This window comes from Vibrio sp. SCSIO 43155 (assembly GCF_023716605.1).
GTDB lineage: Bacteria > Pseudomonadota > Gammaproteobacteria > Enterobacterales > Vibrionaceae > Vibrio > Vibrio harveyi.
This window is the reverse complement of sequence record NZ_CP071853.1, coordinates 723,248-744,491: the sequence shown is the minus strand read 5'-3', so window position 1 is coordinate 744,491 and position 21,244 is coordinate 723,248. Positions and strand designations below refer to the sequence as shown.

General features: G+C 44.9%; 24 protein-coding genes. 11 read left to right on the top strand and 13 right to left on the bottom strand.

Annotated elements, in window-relative coordinates; all coding sequences use genetic code 11:
• Window positions 1-192: 192 nt before the first annotated feature.
• Window positions 193-456, bottom strand: coding sequence for a hypothetical protein (locus J4N44_RS20445; protein WP_005453751.1), 264 nt, complete (start codon window positions 454-456; stop codon window positions 193-195).
• Between the two features lie 322 nt (window positions 457-778).
• Here J4N44_RS20445 and J4N44_RS20440 point away from each other — a divergent pair, with 322 nt between their 5' ends.
• Window positions 779-1,027, top strand: coding sequence for a YgjV family protein (locus tag J4N44_RS20440; protein WP_009696088.1), 249 nt, complete (start codon window positions 779-781; stop codon window positions 1,025-1,027).
• 127 nt (window positions 1,028-1,154) lie between these two features.
• Here J4N44_RS20440 and J4N44_RS20435 read toward each other — a convergent pair whose 3' ends face one another.
• Genes J4N44_RS20435 through J4N44_RS20425 form a run of 3 tightly spaced genes read right to left on the bottom strand, consistent with a single transcriptional unit; the run spans window position 1,155 to window position 2,353 of the window.
• Window positions 1,155-1,397 (bottom strand): hypothetical protein, encoded by a 243-nt coding sequence (locus J4N44_RS20435; RefSeq protein ID WP_009696087.1) that lies wholly within the window; start codon window positions 1,395-1,397, stop codon window positions 1,155-1,157.
• A 41-nt stretch (window positions 1,398-1,438) separates the two neighbouring features.
• Window positions 1,439-1,654: a DUF3820 family protein gene (locus J4N44_RS20430; protein ID WP_252045675.1), complete on the bottom strand. Its 216-nt coding sequence runs from the start codon at window positions 1,652-1,654 to the stop codon at window positions 1,439-1,441.
• A gap of 18 nt (window positions 1,655-1,672) precedes the next feature.
• Window positions 1,673-2,353: a DUF3313 domain-containing protein gene (locus tag J4N44_RS20425; RefSeq protein WP_005442584.1), complete on the bottom strand. Its 681-nt coding sequence runs from the start codon at window positions 2,351-2,353 to the stop codon at window positions 1,673-1,675.
• Between the two features lie 159 nt (window positions 2,354-2,512).
• Here J4N44_RS20425 and J4N44_RS20420 point away from each other — a divergent pair, with 159 nt between their 5' ends.
• A complete protein-coding gene (locus J4N44_RS20420) occupies window positions 2,513-2,821 on the top strand; it encodes a cysteine-rich CWC family protein (protein WP_017188880.1) in 309 nt (102 codons plus the stop codon).
• A gap of 52 nt (window positions 2,822-2,873) precedes the next feature.
• Here J4N44_RS20420 and J4N44_RS20415 read toward each other — a convergent pair whose 3' ends face one another.
• Window positions 2,874-3,218 carry a HopJ type III effector protein gene (locus J4N44_RS20415; protein ID WP_009704711.1) on the bottom strand — a complete coding sequence of 115 codons (345 nt, stop codon included), beginning with the start codon at window positions 3,216-3,218 and terminating at the stop codon, window positions 2,874-2,876.
• A 232-nt stretch (window positions 3,219-3,450) separates the two neighbouring features.
• Between J4N44_RS20415 and J4N44_RS20410 the strand changes: the two genes are divergently transcribed.
• Window positions 3,451-5,220, top strand: a complete 1,770-nt coding sequence (locus J4N44_RS20410; protein WP_252045674.1) for a choice-of-anchor I family protein — start codon at window positions 3,451-3,453, stop codon at window positions 5,218-5,220.
• Window positions 5,221-5,315: 95 nt separating this feature from the next.
• Here the strand turns inward: J4N44_RS20410 and J4N44_RS20405 are convergent, their stop codons facing one another.
• Complete coding sequence (locus tag J4N44_RS20405) at window positions 5,316-5,654, bottom strand: 4a-hydroxytetrahydrobiopterin dehydratase (RefSeq protein WP_005433587.1); 339 nt, start codon at window positions 5,652-5,654, stop codon at window positions 5,316-5,318.
• Window positions 5,644-6,438: a phenylalanine 4-monooxygenase gene (gene phhA / locus J4N44_RS20400; RefSeq protein ID WP_252045673.1), complete on the bottom strand. Its 795-nt coding sequence runs from the start codon at window positions 6,436-6,438 to the stop codon at window positions 5,644-5,646. Before phhA ends, J4N44_RS20405 begins: the two co-directional genes overlap by 11 nt.
• Window positions 6,439-6,659: 221 nt before the next feature.
• On the opposite strand from phhA, the gene J4N44_RS20395 reads away from it, so the two are divergent.
• Window positions 6,660-8,630: an acetoacetate--CoA ligase gene (locus tag J4N44_RS20395; RefSeq protein ID WP_252045672.1), complete on the top strand. Its 1,971-nt coding sequence runs from the start codon at window positions 6,660-6,662 to the stop codon at window positions 8,628-8,630.
• Window positions 8,631-8,693: 63 nt separating this feature from the next.
• On the opposite strand, the gene J4N44_RS20390 is transcribed toward J4N44_RS20395, so the two are convergent.
• Window positions 8,694-9,392 carry a class I SAM-dependent DNA methyltransferase gene (locus J4N44_RS20390; protein ID WP_005453728.1) on the bottom strand — a complete coding sequence of 233 codons (699 nt, stop codon included), beginning with the start codon at window positions 9,390-9,392 and terminating at the stop codon, window positions 8,694-8,696.
• A 49-nt stretch (window positions 9,393-9,441) separates the two neighbouring features.
• Here J4N44_RS20390 and J4N44_RS20385 point away from each other — a divergent pair, with 49 nt between their 5' ends.
• Complete coding sequence (locus J4N44_RS20385) at window positions 9,442-10,320, top strand: LysR family transcriptional regulator (RefSeq protein WP_005453726.1); 879 nt, start codon at window positions 9,442-9,444, stop codon at window positions 10,318-10,320.
• 175 nt (window positions 10,321-10,495) lie between these two features.
• Complete coding sequence (locus J4N44_RS20380) at window positions 10,496-11,389, top strand: cation diffusion facilitator family transporter (protein WP_050938438.1); 894 nt, start codon at window positions 10,496-10,498, stop codon at window positions 11,387-11,389.
• Between the two features lie 121 nt (window positions 11,390-11,510).
• On the opposite strand, the gene yddG is transcribed toward J4N44_RS20380, so the two are convergent.
• Window positions 11,511-12,413: an aromatic amino acid DMT transporter YddG gene (gene yddG, locus J4N44_RS20375; protein ID WP_252045671.1), complete on the bottom strand. Its 903-nt coding sequence runs from the start codon at window positions 12,411-12,413 to the stop codon at window positions 11,511-11,513.
• A 129-nt stretch (window positions 12,414-12,542) separates the two neighbouring features.
• Between yddG and J4N44_RS20370 the strand changes: the two genes are divergently transcribed.
• The 4 genes from J4N44_RS20370 (at window position 12,543) to J4N44_RS20355 (ending at window position 16,061) form a co-directional block, all read left to right on the top strand.
• Window positions 12,543-12,689, top strand: coding sequence for a hypothetical protein (locus J4N44_RS20370; RefSeq protein ID WP_005453721.1), 147 nt, complete (start codon window positions 12,543-12,545; stop codon window positions 12,687-12,689).
• A 12-nt stretch (window positions 12,690-12,701) separates the two neighbouring features.
• Window positions 12,702-13,352: an isoprenoid biosynthesis glyoxalase ElbB gene (gene elbB, locus J4N44_RS20365; RefSeq protein ID WP_005442612.1), complete on the top strand. Its 651-nt coding sequence runs from the start codon at window positions 12,702-12,704 to the stop codon at window positions 13,350-13,352.
• A gap of 334 nt (window positions 13,353-13,686) precedes the next feature.
• Window positions 13,687-14,835 (top strand): L-threonine dehydrogenase, encoded by a 1,149-nt coding sequence (gene yiaY / locus J4N44_RS20360; RefSeq protein ID WP_005442614.1) that lies wholly within the window; start codon window positions 13,687-13,689, stop codon window positions 14,833-14,835.
• Between the two features lie 149 nt (window positions 14,836-14,984).
• A complete protein-coding gene (locus tag J4N44_RS20355) occupies window positions 14,985-16,061 on the top strand; it encodes a PQQ-dependent sugar dehydrogenase (protein WP_252045670.1) in 1,077 nt (358 codons plus the stop codon).
• 28 nt (window positions 16,062-16,089) lie between these two features.
• Here the strand turns inward: J4N44_RS20355 and J4N44_RS20350 are convergent, their stop codons facing one another.
• Window positions 16,090-17,085 carry a S66 family peptidase gene (locus J4N44_RS20350; RefSeq protein WP_252045669.1) on the bottom strand — a complete coding sequence of 332 codons (996 nt, stop codon included), beginning with the start codon at window positions 17,083-17,085 and terminating at the stop codon, window positions 16,090-16,092.
• 124 nt (window positions 17,086-17,209) lie between these two features.
• On the opposite strand from J4N44_RS20350, the gene J4N44_RS20345 reads away from it, so the two are divergent.
• Entirely contained in the window at window positions 17,210-17,824 is a 615-nt protein-coding gene (locus J4N44_RS20345; protein ID WP_005388252.1) for an HAD family hydrolase, read from the top strand.
• Window positions 17,825-17,919: 95 nt separating this feature from the next.
• On the opposite strand, the gene J4N44_RS20340 is transcribed toward J4N44_RS20345, so the two are convergent.
• From J4N44_RS20340 to J4N44_RS20330, 3 genes are all read right to left on the bottom strand, one after another.
• Entirely contained in the window at window positions 17,920-18,399 is a 480-nt protein-coding gene (locus J4N44_RS20340; RefSeq protein ID WP_005388254.1) for a Dps family protein, read from the bottom strand.
• Window positions 18,400-18,698: 299 nt separating this feature from the next.
• Window positions 18,699-20,699 carry a HAMP domain-containing methyl-accepting chemotaxis protein gene (locus J4N44_RS20335; RefSeq protein WP_252045668.1) on the bottom strand — a complete coding sequence of 667 codons (2,001 nt, stop codon included), beginning with the start codon at window positions 20,697-20,699 and terminating at the stop codon, window positions 18,699-18,701.
• Window positions 20,700-20,820: 121 nt separating this feature from the next.
• Window positions 20,821-21,174: a hypothetical protein gene (locus tag J4N44_RS20330; RefSeq protein ID WP_005375589.1), complete on the bottom strand. Its 354-nt coding sequence runs from the start codon at window positions 21,172-21,174 to the stop codon at window positions 20,821-20,823.
• Between the last annotated feature and the right edge of the window lie 70 nt (window positions 21,175-21,244).

The window sequence follows — 21,244 nt, the reverse complement described above, 5'->3', positions numbered from 1 at the left end:
GCTGATTTAACTAACAATCAACTCAATAAACAATCAAATTTTGAACATTCAATACGCTTTAGACATGTTATCTGTGTTTCATCACAACAATGGCATTTGTCACCATGGCAATACATTACATAACCATATGAAAACATAAGCCTATTAATTAAAGCTTAGACCTTAATTGTAAAAAGTAGAAACCAGCAGATTTTAAGCGGTAAACATCATCCCGCCAGTACCGATAAGAAGCGGTAAAAAGGCAAATAAGATGTCATAAGAAGAGGAGCGTTTTGCAAGTCGAATAAGGAATGGAGAAGAGAAAAACATCACCATAAGGTATTGGACAACATAGTCAGAAGGGATAAGAAGTAGCATCAACACATGTGTTAAAACGTGAAGAATCACGCCCCATGTATGAGGTTTAGTACGCATCATTAGAGCAAACGAAAACAAGAAACTGATGGCTACTGGCATAATATCGACTTAGTTGTAAATAATTCTCATTTGCAATAGTATGCGATAACTCTTATTTCTTCAACTTTGTTTTATCTATTGGTGACATCGTTATTATCAATCAACATAATAAGTAAAATTATCAATGATTTTTTTCCTAAACGTTTGCGTAATCGCTAACCTTCTCTTAACCTTGATTTGAGGCTTTCATCACGGTTTTTCCATTGCTATAGTTCACCCATCAAAACGAACAAGACCATTCGAGGCATGGAGCTTCCTCGTTAATCTCAAGATGAGAAGAAGTGGTACCGACAGAATTCGGCAGATTTAAGAGGGTCAAATAATGGAAATGAATATGGTTGAGATTCTAGGCTACGCGGCTTCAATCATGGTTGCAATCTCACTAACTATGAAAGATATCGTTAAGCTTCGTATCCTTAACTTTATCGGCTGTGCGCTTTTCACAGCTTACGGTTTGATGATTGATTCATGGCCAGTAGTACTAACAAACGGCTTTATTGCATGTGTTAACGTGTACTTCCTTGCGAAAATGCAACAGGAAAAAAAAAGCCTAGCGCCTGAAAAAGCCTAGTTAAAACGAATTAAGAAAGCCCGTAAGCGTGATGCTACGGGCTTTTTTGTGCGTTCTAGATCGCGAAAAAGTATCAAAACCACTAAGCCATTAAGCCAGACATAAAAAGCCCTTCTCCATTCGCTTATTACTTGGACTGGAGCCCCGTCTTCTGCGCAAACTCCTGCATCGCTTCTGCAAACGTTGTGGTCCCGCCTTTCGCTTGAACCTGTATCACCTTATACCCCATCTTTTCCAGCGCTTGGCGTTCTGCCAAAACCGCTTTGTCATCTTGCTGACTGCCCTTTGCAGGTTGATGAAGGTAGCACCCTTCAAGTTGACCATCTTCGACCAGTTGGTGGTGTTTCAGTGCATTAATATCAAAATTCATGGTAATTCTTTAAATCAAAAATAGGGAGTTTCTATGGCAGGTTACATGCGCTTTAAAGGCTTAACAACACTATCTAAGCCTTCAATTTTTAGCGCGAGGCAGAATTTCAGCAGTTCACCTAGCTCCCCTTCAGGAAAGCCTTTTTTATCAAACCAGAGTAGGTACTCTTCTGGAAGATCAATCAGTACTCGCCCTGCGTATTTGCCAAACGGCATTTGCATTCGAGCGAGTTTGATTAAATTTTCTTTTTCTAACATGGCGTTTTGTCTAACGACCTAGATTTGGGTAACTTGGTTGTCGAAAGTAACAAATAATCGATTAACCCACCAGTCGATTGCGTCTTTCGCTCCACTTAACCCGTCAACAATGTTATCCAAATCTTTATCGCCAACATGTCGGTCTATCACCGCAAAGATAGGTTCCGCCGTTTTAGAGTCGCTTACCAGCAGTTCAATGGTCGCCTCTCCCACATTGGTGTGCTCGCCCGTTGTTAGCTTGGATATTGTAGAAACACCAATACCAAAAGGCAGTACAGAGCTTGTTACCGCTAAGATCGGATTAGGCGTTTCCACATTACTGATCGCGATACTCAAACGAAGTGTTGAGTCACTTGGCTCATCTACAATGCGTTTATTGGTCGAGATCTTCTCTTTGAGCCTCATCACCATGTAGTCAGACAATTCATTAATGCTCTCATCATCCAACTCAGCATCTTTCACAACCACAAAAACACGATCCACTAGTACGCTATCGTATTTATCAAGAACGGCTTTTAATGTTTGCGCATCTTTAATGTCATCTCTTGCCCACACTAAATCGACTCTGCCTTCAGGACCCGGTCGAAAGTCCTCATACGACGTAAATTTCGTTTCATCGACTTGTGGACCTCTGGCACAACCAGCCAAAAGAACGATAAAAACAGACAAGGTGATGCACTTAAAATACGGTTTAAACATGACGCCTCCTACAATTGAGTATACAGTTTATCATTCCATATAAATTTGACCAGTATTTATTCACCTAATGGATATTTTGTTGAATCAAGTATTGAGCTTCCCGCTGCACAATTTCATGTTAAAGTACGCCGCTTACTGGAAAGCATAACGAGAAAAATAATGAAGTCACCTTGCCGCGCAGCCTGTAAAAACAACGGCGGAATCTGTTCTGGCTGTCACCGAACCATGGAAGAAATCGTGCAGTGGAAAGATAAGTCTGATGCTCAACGAGACGCGATCATCGAGCAATTGGTTGGAAATGACTCAACCCACTCTTGCCCTGAGTGTGGCACGAATGCGCACTGCGATATTGCTGCGGGGAAAGAGACGTGCTGGTGCTTTGATATTGAGACCAGAGATCTACCCAAGCCAGAAGCGGGACAGCTTTGTTTGTGTCGTAAATGTTTGGAGAAAAAGCCAGTCGCCTAGTTAGTCGTCCTTTGCTGACTGGCTTGTCATTGAAATCGAGACTTTTAGCGCGCTATTTCTGCGCTAACGCTTGGGATTCGAACTTCACGCCATCCCAACCTGTCACCATAAAGTTACGAATGTTTTGATGGTCGTTGTTCTCTGGATGTGCCAATACGTCTTCTCGGTAGAAGCGACCAAAACACGCCAACGTTGCTTCTTTGCTTAGGTTATTCAATTGACCAAACGCGAAGATCTTGCACGAGCCGTTATTCTCACCTGCATTATTGTGCGTTTCACCATTCACAAAAGCCGCTGGCGTAAACGCGTAGTTTGCCTCTATCGCTGCCATTGTCGTTTCAAATTCTACTGTCTCAGGTGATGCCGCTAGCGCATCCAAAAATTCTTTAAGTTCCATTATTTCTAGTTCCTAGTGTCTTTTCATCTTAAATGTTCGACAGACGTTCAGATTTAAACTGACACATTTGTTTCATCAAAAGCCAATATAAGAGTCATAAATCATAAATATATTCAGAACCTTATTTAATAACACATCAATCAATGCACTATTCCTCACTGTTGTAATGAATGAATAGATATCTAATTTAGGTGCATTGAGCAACATTGTATCTGCTTAATAAGGAAATATCATGACCACCCCATTTAAGGCAATAGGCGTATTGGCATTATCTTCACTTGCCATCGCATGTTCATCTCAACCTGACGATTCTCTCTCTTCGTTTGCAGCTCAGTGTAAAGCATCGGTAGCACCTGTTGTTGGGGAGACATCCATCCAAGGTTTGACCTTTATGGGAACGTCTATCGCTGACGCACCGTTCGACACATCAGCAGCAGAAATCGTTCAATATGATGCGTGTACTGACAAGCTTTACGTGGTCAACGCTCAAGCAAAGCGTGTCGATGTATTTTCTATGGATGACAACGGCGCACCAACGCAAACCGAATTCATCGATCTCAACAGCGCGGGCAAAGCGTCAGGCGTTGAGATTGGTGCGGCAAACAGCGTTGCTGTCTTTAATGGTTTAGTCGCTGTTGCGATTGAAAACAGTAATAAGCAGGCGAATGGTATTGTTGGCTTGTACCGTTCGGATGATTTGTCGCTGATCACCACCTTCCCTACCGGCGCACTGCCAGACATGGTCGGCTTCTCAAAAGACGGCAGATACATTGCGACAGCAAACGAAGGTGAGCCAAATGGTGACTACAGTGTCGACCCAGAGGGCAGCATCACATTAATCGACTTGAGCCAAGGCGTAAAACAAGCAGAAGTCACGCAGATTGGTTTCAATGAGTTTGATGGTGCACGTAAGTCTGAGTTGCCTGCTGATGTTCGAATCTCTGGTCCAAATGCCACAGTGGCGCAAGATCTAGAACCGGAATACCTCACCTTTGCTGAAAACGGTAAAATCTACGTTGCGCTGCAAGAAAACAACGCGATGGCAATCGTAAACCCTGAAAGCAAATCGGTAGAGAAGATTGTGGGTCTGGGCGAGAAATCTTGGTCGGACTCAAAACTGGATGCTTCGAACAAAGACAAAATCATTGGCAACTTTAAGAGCTACCCTCAACTGGTTGGTCTGTACATGCCAGATACCATCGACAGCTACTCGGTAGATGGCAAAACTTACATCCTCTCTGCCAACGAAGGTGACGGTCGTGAGTATGGCTTCAAAACAACACAAGCTCTATGTGACCAAGCGGGCTTCAAATGGGATGAAGACGATTACCTCGGTACAGATGAATATACTTCTGAGCAAGGCACCTGTTTAAGCCATGTTGATGAGGTGCGCGGTAAGAAGCTGAAAGTTGCAGCAGATCACCCGCTGGCAGAGGCGCTAAAAGATAACAAGCAACTCGCGCGTCTAAAAGTGATTAAGCCTGAACAAACGCTTTCTGCACAAGACAATGTTCAAGCCTTTGGTGCCCGTTCATTCTCTATTTGGGATGAAAACGGTGAGTTGGTTTTCGATAGTGGTGACGATTTCGCGACAATCGCATTAATGAATGAAGGTAAGAACTTCAACAGCACCAACGATAGCAATGACAGTGGCGATGACCGCAGCGACGACAAAGGCATTGAGCCAGAAGCGATTGAAGTAGCACAAATCAATGGTCGTCACTACGCGTTTATCGGCTTGGAACGTCAAGGTGGCATCATGATTTATGACATCACAGACCCGAAGCAAGCGCAGTTCCTGCATTACGTAAACCGTCGTGATTACAGCCAACCAGTTTGTACTGAAGTGGAAGACGGCGAGTGTGCGAACGACACTTACAATCCGAAAGCAGGTGATTTGGCGCCAGAGTCAATCAACTACTTTGCTCGTAACGGACAACACTTTATCGCAGTAGGCAATGAAGTTTCAGGCACGACATCTGTGTTTCGAATTGAGCTTTAATACCCACTCTTCAAGACGACAAAACTAAAAGTAAAGCGCCCGAACTTTAGTCCGGACGCTTTTTGTTTATAACGAGTGAACATAATCACTCTGCTCTATTCTTCAATCGCCAATGCGTCGCACTTAGAAGCACAGATAAAGTCGTTCTTATGCAGACCTTTAATAGAATGGCTCCACCACGTGATAGTCACTTTGCCCCACTCCAACAAGATTGATGGGTGATGGAATTCATCTTCTGCAAGCTCAGCAATCTTGTTGCTAAACGCCCACGCTTGTTTGAAGTTCTTAAACTTGTAGACCTTCTCAAGTTGAGGAATCTCATCTCTCTCAATGATCTGCCAATCTGATAATTGCAGCAGCAAAGACTGTTGTTCCTCTTTACTAAGTGCAATGGCATCGATACTACAAGCTTCGCATTTTTGTTCATTCAACATGAGCAGGTTCCTTTGGTTCAAAAACTGGTGGAAGCAATCCGGCTTCAATCGCTAGATCGGCTTGTTTCAATAGATTCAGTTGGCTAATTTGGAAAAGCTGGGACAAATCTTCAATCACGTAGTATTTCGGCTGCATGATATCGATGCGATAAGGGGTCCTTAGTACAGTTTGTAGGTCGAATTCGTCTCTAATCGCGATGTCGCTTTCCAATGAATAGATGGTTTCTCCCGGAGATGAAAGGATGCCGCCACCGTAGATCTTGGTTTTGTTGCCCTCTTGAACCAAGCCGAACTCGACTGTAAACCAATATAGACGCGCAAGGTACCCTCGCTGCTTCGGTGTCGCGGCTTGTCCGAGCTGTCCGTAATGCTCGGTAAAGGCGGCAAAATCAGGGTTGGTGAGCATGGCGCAATGACCGAAGATCTCATGGAAGAAATCTGGCTCTTGTAGATAATCAAACTCTTCTCGCGTTCTCAAAAATGTCGCGACTGGGAAGCGTTTATTGCCAAGCAAATTGAAGAAACGATCAAAGTCGATCAATGCAGGTACTGGCTCCACTTGCCAGCCCGTTGTTTCCATCAAGACACGATTGATTTCGGGCAGTTGTGGCACGCGGTCATGAGGTAAATCGAGTAGCTTGAGTCCATGCAGATAGGCGTCGCATGCACGGTCTTGAATCACGCTCATTTGTCTTGTTACCAAGTCGCGCCAAATGGCATCCTCTTCATGGCTCCATTCTACCCTTCCATCCTGATCGACGGGTTTTGAATGATACTGAGTCATTGCACATCTCCGTTAACAAATCCTTTACATTAAGCCTATCTACACTCTTTTGTCCTTCCAATCCCCTGACCATTTTCCACTCAAAATTCAGGTGTAACATTTTCTTTACATCAACTCCTAACACATTGATATACATAAGGAGCCAGTTTCTCCAACGAGTTTGACTTTATTTCTGGTTCACCTCAGACTGAAAACGTTAAAACTTTGTTATAGAGGGAGCTATGCGCGAGAGCAACAAAGTCTGGCAGCCGACGGAAGATCGAATCGAGCAAGCCAATATCACGCAGTTTATCGAGCACATTAATCGGCAGGGTTTCGAGCTCAAAAACTACTCTGATTTGCACCAATGGTCTTTGGAGCATAACGAGCATTTCTGGAAAGAGGTTTGGCAATTTTGCGATCTAATTGGCACGCAAGGCGATACCGTAAAAGCACAAGGTGAAAGCCGTTGGCAATCACCAATGCAAAATCGAGATACCGTGTGGTTCCCTCAAGCTCAAGTTAACTACGCAGAGAACCTGCTCAGTTTGGCAGAGCAACAAGCGGATGAGCTGGCGATTTGGTTTGAAAACGAACGCGGCGACAAACAGACTTACACTTGGAAACAGCTTTGTGACGAGGTCTCGAGCGTTCAGCAATGGTTAGTCGAATGTGGCATCAAGCAAGGCGATGTGGTTGCAGGTTATTTACCACATATGCCACAGACCATTATTGCAATGCTTGCTACCACCAGCTTGGGAGCGACTTGGACGTCCACCTCCCCTGATTTTGGCGTAGAAAGCGTTATTGAGCGCTTCGGGCAAGTGAAGCCAAAGGTTCTCTTTACCTGCGATGGTTATACCTTTAATGGAAAAACCTTCGATATGTCGGAGAAGAACCACCACATCGCGGATCATCTCGATGGACTGAAACAAGTGTGCCAGATCGGTTACCTCAAACCGCATGTGTTCGAATGCGATGTTTGTACTCACGATTGGCAAAACATCATTAATCAATATTCCCCTGCTCCGTTGCATTACACTCGCGTGGAATTCAATAGTCCGCTATTTGTGCTTTATTCCTCCGGCACAACTGGCAAGCCTAAGTGCATCGTGCATTCTGTTGGCGGTACGATTCTTAATCACCTTAAAGAGCATCAACTTCATTCAGATATTCAGCCTAAAGATCGCGTCTTTTATTACACAACCTGTGGTTGGATGATGTGGAACTGGCACGTATCTGCTCTAGCGAGTGGCGCGTGCTTGGTGATTTTCGATGGGAGCCCGGTTTACCCAACGCCTGATGTGTTGTGGGATTTAGCTCAGCGAGCAGAAGTAAGTCTCTTTGGTACTGCCGCCAAGTACCTAGAGGCGATAGAAAAAGCCGGACTGTCGCCAATCCAAGATTACTCTCTCCCAGCTTTGAGAACCTTGTGCTCTACGGGCTCAGTGCTTTATCCAGAGCAGTTTGACTACGTGTATCAACGAATCAAGCAAGATTTGCACTTGGCTTCTATTTCAGGCGGAACAGACATCTGTGGCTGCTTTGTACTAGGCAACCCTATCTCGCCTGTTTATCGTGGTGAGTGCCAGTACGCTGGCTTGGGGATTGATGTTCAAGTGTTCGACTCACAGGGTCAAAGCGTGAGTGAACAACGCGGTGAGCTCGTCTGTGTCAATTCCATGCCTAACTTCCCTGTCGGCTTTTGGAACGATACAGGGGAGCGCTACCACAACGCTTACTGGGACAAGTTCGATGATATCTGGCGTCACGGTGACGATGTCGAACGCAGCGCCAAAGGTGGGTTTGTTTTTTACGGTCGTAGCGATGCATTGTTGAATCCTGGCGGTGTGCGCATCGGCACAGCGGAGATTTATCAGCAGGTAAATTCCATTGAAGGTATCGTCGATTCCATTGCCGTTGGTAAAGAGATCGAGCGAAACGAACAAATTTGGCTGTTTGTTCAGACCGTTTCTGGCGTCACTTTAGATGACAGGTTAGTAGCAGAGATTAAGTCGCGCCTCAAAACGTCCTGTTCGCCAAGGCACGTGCCAAGCCAAATTTTCGCCATCAGCGACATTCCTAAAACACGCTCAGGAAAGTTGGTAGAACTTGCAGTCAAACAAGTCATAAATGGTAAGGAAGTTGAGAACTTAGGTGCGATTGCGAACCCGGATGTTTTAGAAGAAATTCGACAACTCACGTTTGTCTAGCTAATCAAAGAAAACAAAAAAGCGAGCTAAACAGCTCGCTTTTCTTATGTTCTTTGTCGGAGATTAACGGCGACCTACACCCATTAATACTGACATTGTGTGACCGTCTGATGTGATTTCGAAGACCTTCTTCGTTTCTACCTCAGTAAAGCCGGCTTTGATAAGTGCGTTTTCTGATTTCGCTAGCGTGAAGCCTTCTTTTGCTGAATCTGCGATCCAATCAAAATGCACGAAGTGACCACCAGCGTTAAGTAACGAGTGAGCAATCTCTAGAGACGTTTCGTAGTCTTCGATAAAAGCCAGAACTGAAGAAGCAACGACTAAGTCAAACTGACCACGGAATGCTGGGTGCTGAGCAACTAAACCACGCGTCAATGCGTCAACAACTGGTTCTACATTCTCTAACTCTTTCTTATCAAGCTCTTCAATCATGGCTTCAGATGCATCCAGCGCCACAATCTCTTTTGCGGATGGCGACAATAGTTGGCTTAACTGCCCTGTCCCACATCCAAAATCCAATACTTTAATGCCATCAAGCTGAGTAAGCTGTTGTAACTGTGCAAACACCGACTGAGCAAATTGATCTGTTGCTGGGTTAGATTCCCAATTCTTTGCTAAGCCGTCCCAATCTTGTGCCATCGTGGCCTCCATGTTCACTTCTTGTAACCCCCATAGATTACCGCAAAAACGCCAAAACACCATAGACTTATCTGGCGAATCCGTGTTTTTTTCGATAATCTTTCTAAGCGTCAGTACGCTCATTCATCTACGTTATCGATTCTCATCTTTTTAGTTTAGGTCTTTTTTAATCATGAACTTAACTCAAGTCGAAGCTTTTTGTACCATCGCCGAATATGGCTCCGTATCGGAGGCTGCGCGTCAACTCGATTGCAACCGCACCAAACTCAGTATGGCAATTAAAGCGCTTGAGAAAGACTTAGACGTCGAGCTATTCACTCGCACAGGCAATCAACTAACGCTCTCGGAAGCGGGGAAAGCCATCTTCAAAGACTGCGAAAACCTGCTCGTAACCGCACAACGAATCAAAAAGACCTGCGCTCAAGTTTCTGACGGCTTCAACGCTGAGGTCTGGGTGGCACGTGATGACTCGCTGCCAGACGAACTTTGGCAAGAGCTCTCGCATACTCTAAACAATCGCTTCCCTTCCACCACATTCAACCTGATTCTCGCTTCCAGTGGTGACTTAGCTAATTTGGTCAGTACTCAACAGGTCGATTTTGCATTTGGTGTTGATTACGAGCGCGTGGATGACCCACACATCGTTTACAATCCACTTGGTAAAATTCGTATGATGTCGGTCTGTAGCTTCGATCACCAACTCAGCAAAATGCGTCGCGTCACCGATGAAGATTTGCGTAACCAGATGCAAGCTTTGATGGTGTATTTGAATGAGAAAGACAACCCCGAGCTACAACCCTTTTCTACTCGATACATTGGCTTCTCCAGTTTTGACTACATGCTGAACACTATTTTAGAAGAAGATGCATGGGGCGTATTACCAGAGCCATTGATCCGACATTACTTAAGACATCAGAAACTTGCGGTGATCAAACACACCTATGGTTTGACGCAAGAAGACTACTGTATGTTCGTACCAAATGGACAAACAGAACACCCTGCAATGAGTTGGTTGGCCGATAAGTTAAGCGAGTATTTATTCGACTTCTAAACATATTGCAGTGAGCGTCAATTATATTGACAGCAAAATTTAATATTAACTCATTGAAAAATAAAAACATAATTCAAAATCAACATTTTATCGTTTAAATGTCACACAGTTTTCATTTGCTTAAATTTGCCCTAAGGAGAAGAATGTAAGGGTGTAATAATTTAAGGCATCTTTTATGTGTGACAGGACAAGCAAAAACGAAAACCGTATCCTAACCTTCTCAGCCCTTTTAGCATCTGGGTTTGCAATTGGAGGGATGGTACTTGGCTTGCTTGTTGGGTCGATCGTCATCGTTTTTGACGGTGTTTATTCTCTAGTCAGTCTGCTGTTAACTTTATTGTCACTGGCAGCTTCTTACTACATCAGCAAGCCATCAAAATCTATTTTTCCTTTCGGCAAAGCTGTACTTGAACCTATCGTTATCGCTATTAAAGCCGCTGTTATTTTAGTGGTGGTTTCTTTCTCATTATTTTCAGCGGTAACCGCGTTGATGACAGGCGGTCGTGAGGTAGACGCTTCCATCGCAACCATCTTCGGTGTCGTTAACGTGATTGGTTGTGGTTACGCTTGGTGGTTTATGGCGAAGAAAAGTCGTCGTTTCTCATCAGGTTTGATCGAAGCCGAGAAAAAACAATGGCAAATGGATACGTTGTTAAGCGTGGCAGTAACGGTTGGTTTTATCGCTGCATGGTTGGTATCACTAACACCATACGCACACTACGCGGTCTATGCAGACCCTATGATGATGGTCTTGATGGGCTTCTACTTCCTTAAAGTACCATTTGATATGCTAGTTGGTGCCCTACGCGAACTGTTAATGATGACACCAAGCAAAGAGTTGTGTCAGAGCGTTGGTAAAGACGTTCTTGAGATTGAAAAAGTGACTGAGCACCAATTGAAACTGGCTGGCGTAACTAAAGTTGGTCAAGAACTGCGAGTAAATGTGGACGTGCATGTGGATGACGACACGCTAGAGCTTGATACGCTAGAACACACTCGTAAGCAACTTACTAAGCGACTATCGAAGCACAGATTCAAGCTTCAACTGAACTTGAACGTCGCTTATTAGAGCGCCACCAAACAATCATTAGAACTCAAAAGAAAAGCTCCCAATCTCGGGAGCTTTTTTCTTGCTTTGATTTGAACCTGAAAGACACTCGAGCGTGCTCTACATATTTCTATACCAGCGTTCATCCCGCCGCTTCGCGCTTCTCTTTGGTGACCAGCCAACACATCAGCGAACCAACCGTTACCATTACGACTCCTTGCCAGAAGCTGTGGCTTAGAGTGACGCCTAGAATAAGAGAGGAAAACAGAGCAGAAAAAATCGGCGTAAAGTAAGACAAGGTTGCGAGAAACACCATATTGCCGCCCACAATCGCGATGTTCCATAATCCGTAGCCACCCGCCATTAAAGCCGCAGACGCCACTAAATACCCCATCGCTTCCCAACTGAATGCCATTGGCGGCTCATCAGTAAAGGCGTATTTGATCCACAAAGAGATGGCTGTCGCGATAAAAAACAAAGTAATCGCGTTGTGCTTCGATTGTTGTCTTTGGGTCAGATTGCAATACACAGCCCAGATGACTGCGCCTGCAAATGCCATAAAGTAAACAATCGGATTGCTGCTGATGTTCGCCAATAACTGCGTCGGTGATAAACCGCTATCACCACTGACCGTCCAAGCGACACCAATGAATGCCAATATAACTGCCGGGTACAGTAGCCAGTTCGGCTTTTTGTTACTGCCCAATACCGCAAACAAAACGGTTAGTGCCGGCCATAGATAATTGACGATGGAAACTTCAATCGCTTGAGAACGAGAATTGGAGTAGCCCAATGCCAACGCCAGGAAGATCTCGTAGCAAACAAACATCGCCCCACCCAGAACTAAATACTTGGGTGAGAAATACGACAGTTTTGGGATGCCAACCACAATCAACAGAAAAATGGAGCTCAGAGAATACAGCATGGCTGATCCGCCCACGGGTCCCAAACTTTCTGTGACCAATCTTGCGATGCCTAACAAACAGCTCCAAGAGAGAATGGCGATACAACCATAAAGGGTGAAACGAAACTGATAGGATTGCATGTTATCTATGTGACCTACTGCTCATGAATGCCAAAGGAAACTGCAGCTTAACTCAAAAATGATCCGCTTCAACGTACTCTTTTTCCAAAATCGGTATAAAAACCACTCTATTAAGCGGTTGGAGTCGATATGAAACATTTTCTACCTTCGAGTGTCATGCTGACACCTTTTGTTGTGCGCTACTATGAGGAAGACGACGAAAGTGAAAACGTTGAAACACATTCGGAAACGCATGGTCTAGATAGTGAAGAACAATCTAAGGAACGTTCAGAGTAAAGGAATCCAATCATGAAAAAAGTCGCAGTCATTTTAAGTGGTTCAGGCGTTTACGACGGTTCTGAGATCCACGAAGCCGTATTGGCGCTCTACGCCATCGAGAAAGCAGGTGCAACTTGGCACTGCTTTGCACCTAACATTGACCAACTCCACGTCATCAATCACCTAACTGGTGACGAAATGGATGAAACACGCAACGTCTTGATCGAATCAGCTCGTATCGCTCGCGGTAACATTGACGATGTCGCCAAACTTAACGTTGATGAATACGATGCCCTACTGCTTCCAGGTGGATTTGGTGCCGCGAAAAACTTAACCGACTTCGCCGTCTCAGGCGCAGAGTGTTCGATTAATACTCACGTCGCCCAAGCGTGTCGTGCGTTCGCTCAAGCGGGCAAACCTGCAGGGTATCTATGCATCGCACCAACTATTATCCCGATGATTTATGATCAAGGTGTAAAAGGCACCATTGGTAACGATGAAGCCACTGCTGCAGCATTCGGTCATATGGGGGGCGAGCATGTCAATTGTCAGGTGGATGAAATCCATTTCGATGAAAAACACAACGTGCTTTCAACACCAGCTTATATGTTAGCGGAGAATATCTCCCAAGCCGCATCAGGCATTGAAAAACTAGTAGATAAGTTAGTTAAAATCGCCTAAATCGAAAACGTTTGCTTAAAACACACCATACGAATCCCCATTGATAGACTACATATTAATGGGGATTTTTTATACTTTAGTCGAATTGAGAGATAAACCGTACGAATCTTGTTATTTTTGCCAATCGTTTGCGTGATAAATGAGATATTTCAGCTACGTTAAGTAGGTGTTGCACCATCTCACTGTGCAACAAGACTGTCATCACACTTTCAGCCCTCAAGATACCCCTAAGGGGTTAAACTTGTCCTAGATCAATCTAAATCAAGAACGGGGTATGCAAGAGTAAATGACAGATTAAGAAAGATTATTAAAAATAACGACGGAGCAATCCAATATGACAAGTGCATTTTTTATCCCTACCGTAAACCTAATGGGCGCTGGTTGTCTGAAAGACGCAGCAGACAGCATCCAATCTCAAGGCTTTAAAAAAGGTTTGATTGTTACGGATAAGATTCTTAACCAAATCGGTGTAGTAAAGCAGGTTCAAGATCTACTAACAGAACGCGACGTTGCAACTGTTGTGTTCGATGGCACTCAACCAAACCCTACTATCAGCAACGTTAACGACGGCTTGGCACTTCTTACTGATAACGAATGTGACTTCGTTATCTCTCTAGGTGGCGGTTCACCACACGACTGTGCGAAAGGTATCGCGCTTGTTGCTTCTAACGGCGGCAAAATCGCAGATTACGAAGGCGTAGACCAATCTGCAAAACCAATGATGCCACTTATCGCAATCAACACGACTGCGGGTACTGCATCTGAAATGACGCGTTTCTGCATCATCACTGACGAAGAGCGTCACATCAAGATGGCTATCGTTGATAAGCACACAACACCGCTTATCTCAGTAAACGATCCTGAGCTAATGCTAGCTAAACCTGCTTCGCTAACTGCGGCAACAGGTATGGATGCCCTAACTCACGCGATTGAAGCTTACGTATCTATCGCGGCAACACCAATCACTGATGCGGTAGCAATCAAAGCAATTGAGCTTATCCAAGCTTACCTACGCACAGCAGTGAAAAACGGTGAAGATCTAGAAGCTCGTGAACAAATGGCATACGCACAGTTCATGGCGGGTATGGCTTTCAACAACGCGTCTCTAGGTTACGTACATGCAATGGCGCACCAGCTAGGTGGTTTCTACGACCTTCCACACGGTGTTTGTAACGCGATTCTTCTACCTCACGTACAGCGCTACAACGCGCAAGTATGTCCTGAGCGTCTACGTGATGTAGCGAAAGCAATGGGCGTAAACGTAGAAGGCATGTCTGCTGAAGCAGGTGCAGCGGCAGCAATCGACGCTATCGTTACACTAGCGAAAGATGTGGGTATCCCAGCAGGTATTAAAGAGCTTGGTGCGAAACTAGAAGACATCCCAACACTAGCAGACAACGCACTGAAAGATGCTTGTGGTTTCACTAACCCTAAACAAGCAACTCACGAAGAAATCTCTAAGATCTTCGAAGAAGCGATGTAATCTCGCTACATAAACAATTCTCTAGCCTTAATTCAATCCCCGATCTCGTATCGGGGATTTTTTACATTCTTATACAATCCATGCTCTGCAAAACGTTCCCTTTTAGTGTTAGCTTTTAAGCATTAATACGATTCATATTGGAAGGAACCATGAGAACGATTGCTGCTGCCCTACTCGCTTGTTTATCCTTTTCTGCCAACGCTGCCGAATACCGCGCCAACGAAGTGGCGAATGGATTTCAGATCCCTTGGGGGATCGAGTTCTTAGATAGCCAACGCGTAATCGTCAATGAAAAGAACGGTACGGTTTCGTTGCTAGATATCACCACAGGCAAACCTCAAAAGCTGTTTAACGTTCCCGATGTGAATACCAGTGGGCAAGCTGGCTTATTGGATGTCGCGCTCGCACCGAATGCCGATACGCAAAATCCGCAACTCTTCTTTACCTACAGCAAGCGCACGAGCAAAGGCAATACGGTGGCGTTAGCGACAGCGCAATTGCAAAACAATCAGCTTGTGGGCTGGAAAGATCTCTTTGTTGCTGATGCCATCACTGACACAGGGCGTCACTACGGCAGTCGAATTTCATTTATTGACGACAAAGTTTACTTCTCAATCGGTGACCGTGGCGAACGAGATAATGGGCAAGACACTCAAACCCATGCTGGCAGTATTCTGCGCCTTAACCTTGATGGTTCGGTTCCACAAGACAACCCATTCAAATCTTCCGGAGCTCGTCCTGAGATATGGAGTTACGGGCACCGCAACCCACAAGGTATGTTTTACGACGAAGCAACAAAACAGCTGTGGTCGATTGAACATGGACCACGCGGCGGCGATGAAATTAATTTAATCAAGAGAGGCGCGAACTACGGCTGGGCAAAAGTCTCTCATGGTAAAGAATATTGGGGACCGTTGGACGTCGGGGAAGCTAAGTCGTTACCGGGAATGGAAGATCCAAAGTTGGTATACATCCCTTCTATCGCACCCAGCAATATGATTTTGTACCGTGGCGATAAATACCCAGAGTTGGACGGAAAAATCCTCGCCGGTGCATTGAAACTGGCGCACATCAACGTGGTTTCTATTGAGAATGGCAAGCTCACCGAATCAAAAAGATTGATGGAGAATCTTGGTGAGCGAGTAAGAGATATAACCATCAGCCCCGATGGTTATATCTACTTTTCTACCGACAGCGGCAAAATCTTTCGTCTTGAGGAGAAATAGTTTTCTCTGACGAACGAGTCAAAAAAAGCTAGCTCTTTAAACTCACTGCCACCGTTTCATTGTCAAAATCGAGCGTCATGGTCGAGCCCAATGGAACGGTGAGCATTGGGTGGGTATGACAGCTGTCAAAGTCATACAAAATTGGCAGTGGTTGACCGTTAAGTACTTCTAGTAACACGTCTACAGGTGCTCGTCCTGTGCCTTTATCATTGAACTTTTCATGCTTGCCGAGCACAACCGCACCAACTTTATCAAACACACCAGAGAGCTTGAGCAGCGCAAAAGAACGTTCGACCGTTTCAATGCCCTGCAAACAATCTTCCACTAGCAAAATATCGCCTTGTTCGATACTCGGCATAAACTCACTTGCCCAAATACCCGTCATGGTATTAAGGTTGCCGCCAATCAAACGCCCTGTGATCTTGCCTTCACCTTTGAAGTGCCAATGGTTTCGCAAGGTTTGCTTTGCGCGGTCTTGCTCGCCCCACTCTATCCATTCATCTGTCCACCCTAGTGGCATTGTGTATTGATGATCCAAGCCGACTAATGTATTCACTATCGATTCGAACGAAGCGAAGGTCTCGTCCACCAATGGCGGGAATTCACCCAGAGATGCCACCAAAGCTGGACCATAGAAAGTAACGATGCCAGTTTGTGCGTAAATGCCCATAAGCAAAGCTGTCACATCCGAATAGCCAACAATGATCTTTGGATCCTTCTTCAATGCCTCGTAATCAATGTAAGGCAGCAATGAGTTACTGTTGTTACCGCCAATGGTCGACATAATACAGCGCACTTCGGGATCACGAATCAGCGCATTCAATTCTTCTACTCGCTCTTGAATCGAACCCGAGCGGTATTGGTCAGTTTTACCCGTTAAGCTGCCTGCTTTTAGCTGGTAACCATGAGATTCCACGTACGCTTTGGCACGCTCAAAACGTGTTGGTGCAAATACCGTGGCTGGGGAGGATGGCGAGAAAAAGCCGATGGTGTCGCCTTTTTGTAATGGTTTAGGAATGATCATGCGCGTCCTTGTTTTGTGATACATGGTTGATTTATTTTCGTATAATCTAAGCAGAAGAATCTAAACTTAACAATAACCTTTTGTTTTTTAAAACGATAGTTCGGTTAAGTTGTACGAGGTCATTATGATTCCATTCCCTTTACAGCTCGATAAAATTAAAGCCGTGGTGTTTGACTTAGACAACACCTTGGTGAGTTCTGATATGAACTTCGGCGAATTGCGACAACAGCTAGGTTGTCCGCAGAGTGAAGATCTATTGGATTTTGTCGACGCACTTGAGCATCCTCATCATCGAGAGCACGCTCATAACGTGATATTTGATTACGAGATTTCTGATGCTGAGCAGTCTGCTCCAATGATTGGCTGCCATGAATTGCTCGCCCACTTGCATCAAAATGAAATCAAAACCGCTATCGTGACGCGCAACTGCCAAATCGCCACGCAGCGCAAACTAGAACACAACCAAATCTCAGTGGAACGAGTCATCACTCGTGAATGCTTCCCGCCCAAGCCAGACCCATTGTCTTTGCAGGTGTTGGCGAAAGAGTGGCGTTTGATGCCTGATGAAGTGCTTTATGTCGGCGATTACCTCTATGACTTACAGGCAGCGTATAACGCGCAGATGCCCTCTTGCCTTGTGCACCATGGGAATCAAGAAACCTTCAATGACTCAGCCTCGTTGGCGCTTAATGAACTCAGTGATTTATTGAGCCGTTTCGAATCCTTACCACGCAAATAAAATACGCAAACAAAAAAAGGGGTACTAACGTCCCCCTTATGACTTATTCCCGATTGTTTCAAGCGTTCCCATGGATTGCTTGGGTGATGCGCTGCTTAGCCTTGTAGGTAAGCGTTAAGCATCCACATTAATTTTTCTTGCTCACGGATGTAGTCACCCATCAATGCCGCTGTACCTTCGTCATCTGCTTCACCCGCGTTTTGTAGAATCTCACGCTGTTTTAGAAGTAGAACGCTAAAGCCTTGAACCAGACCTTGTACACACTCCTCACCAGAAGTCGCGTTTTGATGTTCTTTAATTTCACTTGCTTCCAAGTAGTTGCTGAATGCGTGCGCTGGCGTATGACCCAAAGTTAGAATACGCTCTGCAAGCTCATCAATTTTTGTTTGTAGATCAGTGTAAATCTCTTCAAATTTTACGTGCAGTTCGAAGAATTGCGCACCTTTAATGTTCCAGTGGTAACCGCGAGAGTTCATGTACAACACTTGGTAATGCGCTAGCAGTTGATTTAACTGTTGAGCTAGTTGTGCTGATTGTTCGCTGTCTAGACCAATTAGGCTTACTTGTTTGTTCATAATCTTGCTCCTAGAAGGATGATACCAATTGTAGTAACGAACGATTCTCTTACTGAGATTGGTATAAAGTTTAAAAATTCTTTTGCAGTATTTGCTGCCGATGGAGTCATATTACGACTCCGGCTCGGTGAAGAGAATTTGGTTTTAGCTATGATTTAAATAGCCAAATCCAATGAGCAAATAGACGAATATCGGCGTATCATCCAACAAAAAGCCCCAATCCTTTTTGTGTAAAAAGGATTGGGGCTTTTTTACTATTTGGTTAACGTTCAAAAGTCGATGAACGATGTAAACCTTATCTACGCCGTTTTGAAAGTTGCCATCTGTTGATTCAGCTCAGTAACTTGCTCTTTTACTTGCAATGATGTCTCTGATGCACGTTGGCTGTTATTCGAAACCTCATCCACTGATTGAGTAATACCGGACATCAATCCAGTGATCGAATTGGTCGCATGAGATTGCTGCTCTGCCGCTGCCGCAAGTTCTGCCATTTGTTCATTCAAAGAACCAATTTGTTCAGTAGTGACGAGCAAACGAGTTACCGCTTTTTCAATGTGCTCAGCGCCCTGCTCCGCAAGTGATTGACTGTGTTCAATCTCCTCAACCACAGAATTGGTCGAGCGTTGAATCGCATTGATGATACCGTTGATTTCTGTCGTCGATTGAGTAGTGCGCGTCGCTAACATGCGTACTTCGTCCGCCACAACCGCAAAGCCTCGTCCTTGGTCACCCGCACGCGCTGCTTCTATCGCGGCATTCAATGCCAGTAAGTTAGTTTGTTCTGCTAAGCCTTCAATCACCTCTGTAACTCGACCAATGGCTTCGCTCTCTTTGCTTAACTGCGTCACTTGCGTGCTCGCGGTTTCAATGCTGCCATGTAAGCTTTCCATGGTGACTTTGTTTTGCTCTAAAGCATCACGACCTTGTTCAATCTCACCTTTTGAATCAGAAAGCTTCTGCACCGATTGATTGGCTTGATCTAGGGTGTTACGCGCGGCTAAAGCGATTTCATCCAATTGGCTTCCCATTTCAACAATGCTGGTCTGTTGCTGTTCAACATTCGATGAAGTGACTTGCGCCGATTCCAACAAAGCTCCCATGCTGGTATCCACTTGGTGCGCTTTTTCACTCACCCCTGCCACGATGCTCGCTAACGATTGGTTCATGCGGTTAATCGAATCGGTAAGGTCTGCCAATTCATCTTTCCCAACAACGGTGAGCGGAGGCTGAGAAACGTCCCCTGAAGCGATCGTCTTTGCACGTTCCGATAAGTTTTTCACTCGACGACCAATGGTATTGCCCATGTATTTTGAAATCGCTACTGCGGCAAACAAAACCAATGCCGCTGCAATCAACATGGTGGTGAGTACGTTCTTGATTGACTGATTAATGCCCTGCCCGCTTTGATCAGCACGACTTTGCTGAGCCAATACGATCGTTTCTAAACTTTGGTCTAGGGCATCCGCTGCTGGCAACAGTTCGTTCGCCATCAGCAAGTTTGATTCGTTCCACTCTGGTGACTGACGCAATGCAATTACCTGCTCTGCTAAAGGAAAGTACAGTTGCTGCATTTCCTTAAACAGTGACCACAATGATTGGTCGTTATCAGTTAGTCTGTCGAGTTTACTGTCGATTTCCGCCACGGACTGATTGTGGTACTTAATCAAGTCGTGGTATTTGTCCAAATGATCTCGCTGCCCGTACAACAGGAAATCTCGCAAAGCAGACATTGCATTGGCGAGGGAGGTATAACTGTCGGCATAGACTTTAAACAGACGTTTTCTGTCTCCACCAAATGGGTTTCCTGACTCTTCATTGATTAAGCTTTGAAGCTGATCAAGTGCCACTTCTGCAATGGGTGCCGCTTCGTTAATAAAGAGGTTGTGCGCGGGTAAGTTCTCGTCACTGTGGCTAAGTTCAATCAGCTTGTTCAAGGAGACTTTGACTGCATCCCACTGACTTTGAATCGCTTGAAAATCCTGTTCAGAGATCAACGCCTGCAAAGTTGGAAGCGACTCGTCTGTAGATGCCATGATATTGCGTACGTCCTCACTCAGACGTGCGCTCGCCTCTTCATCGCCACCTAGCAACATGTAGGCTCGAATAGAAGACAGCGACGCTTGAACGGACTGTTGGATACCGCGACTGGTGTCGACGGTCGGTAAATCGGATTTAAGTAACGAAGAGGCGTATTGCTCTACGGTGGTGACGTTGCGATACGTGAATACCGCTGATGCCATAAAAAGTACGGCTAGCAGCACAAAACTGAGCTGCAACTTCCCTGATATCGTAAGGTTCATCCATAAACTCCTGACAACGATGAGCCTTAAATATAACGATGTTTACAAAAATGTTAAATACAGGTATCAAAAGTTACTAAGAAAACCATGTAAACCACTATTTCAAGCCAAGAAATGGGACTTATTCGAAGTATGGTATGCGCTCACTACGTAAAATCAGATAATTAACGTAAGTGGTTTCTAAACAGTCTTGCTCCCACAATGAAAGAATCCGCTTGGTGGCAAAGTAGTAATCTTTATTACGCAGTAGCACGCCCACCGTACGGCTTAGCTGCTCAAAGCGCTGTTGCTCATTAGCAGAGATGTAATTGTCTTCATTTTGAATGATGGGCGCCAATCCATCGGCAAACCAATTGTTCAGAATTTCACGCATCTCTAGTTCGGACTCCGGCACATCGATACTCGACAACTCACGATGCTGTGGCGGCGGTACTATGTACTTCGACGCTTTTGGCGAACTGACATAACGGTACATGTCGCTCCTCCTTGTAACTCACTCTTTAACTAGCTAAGAATACTTTTTTCAATTTCCAAGTTTTTTTCTA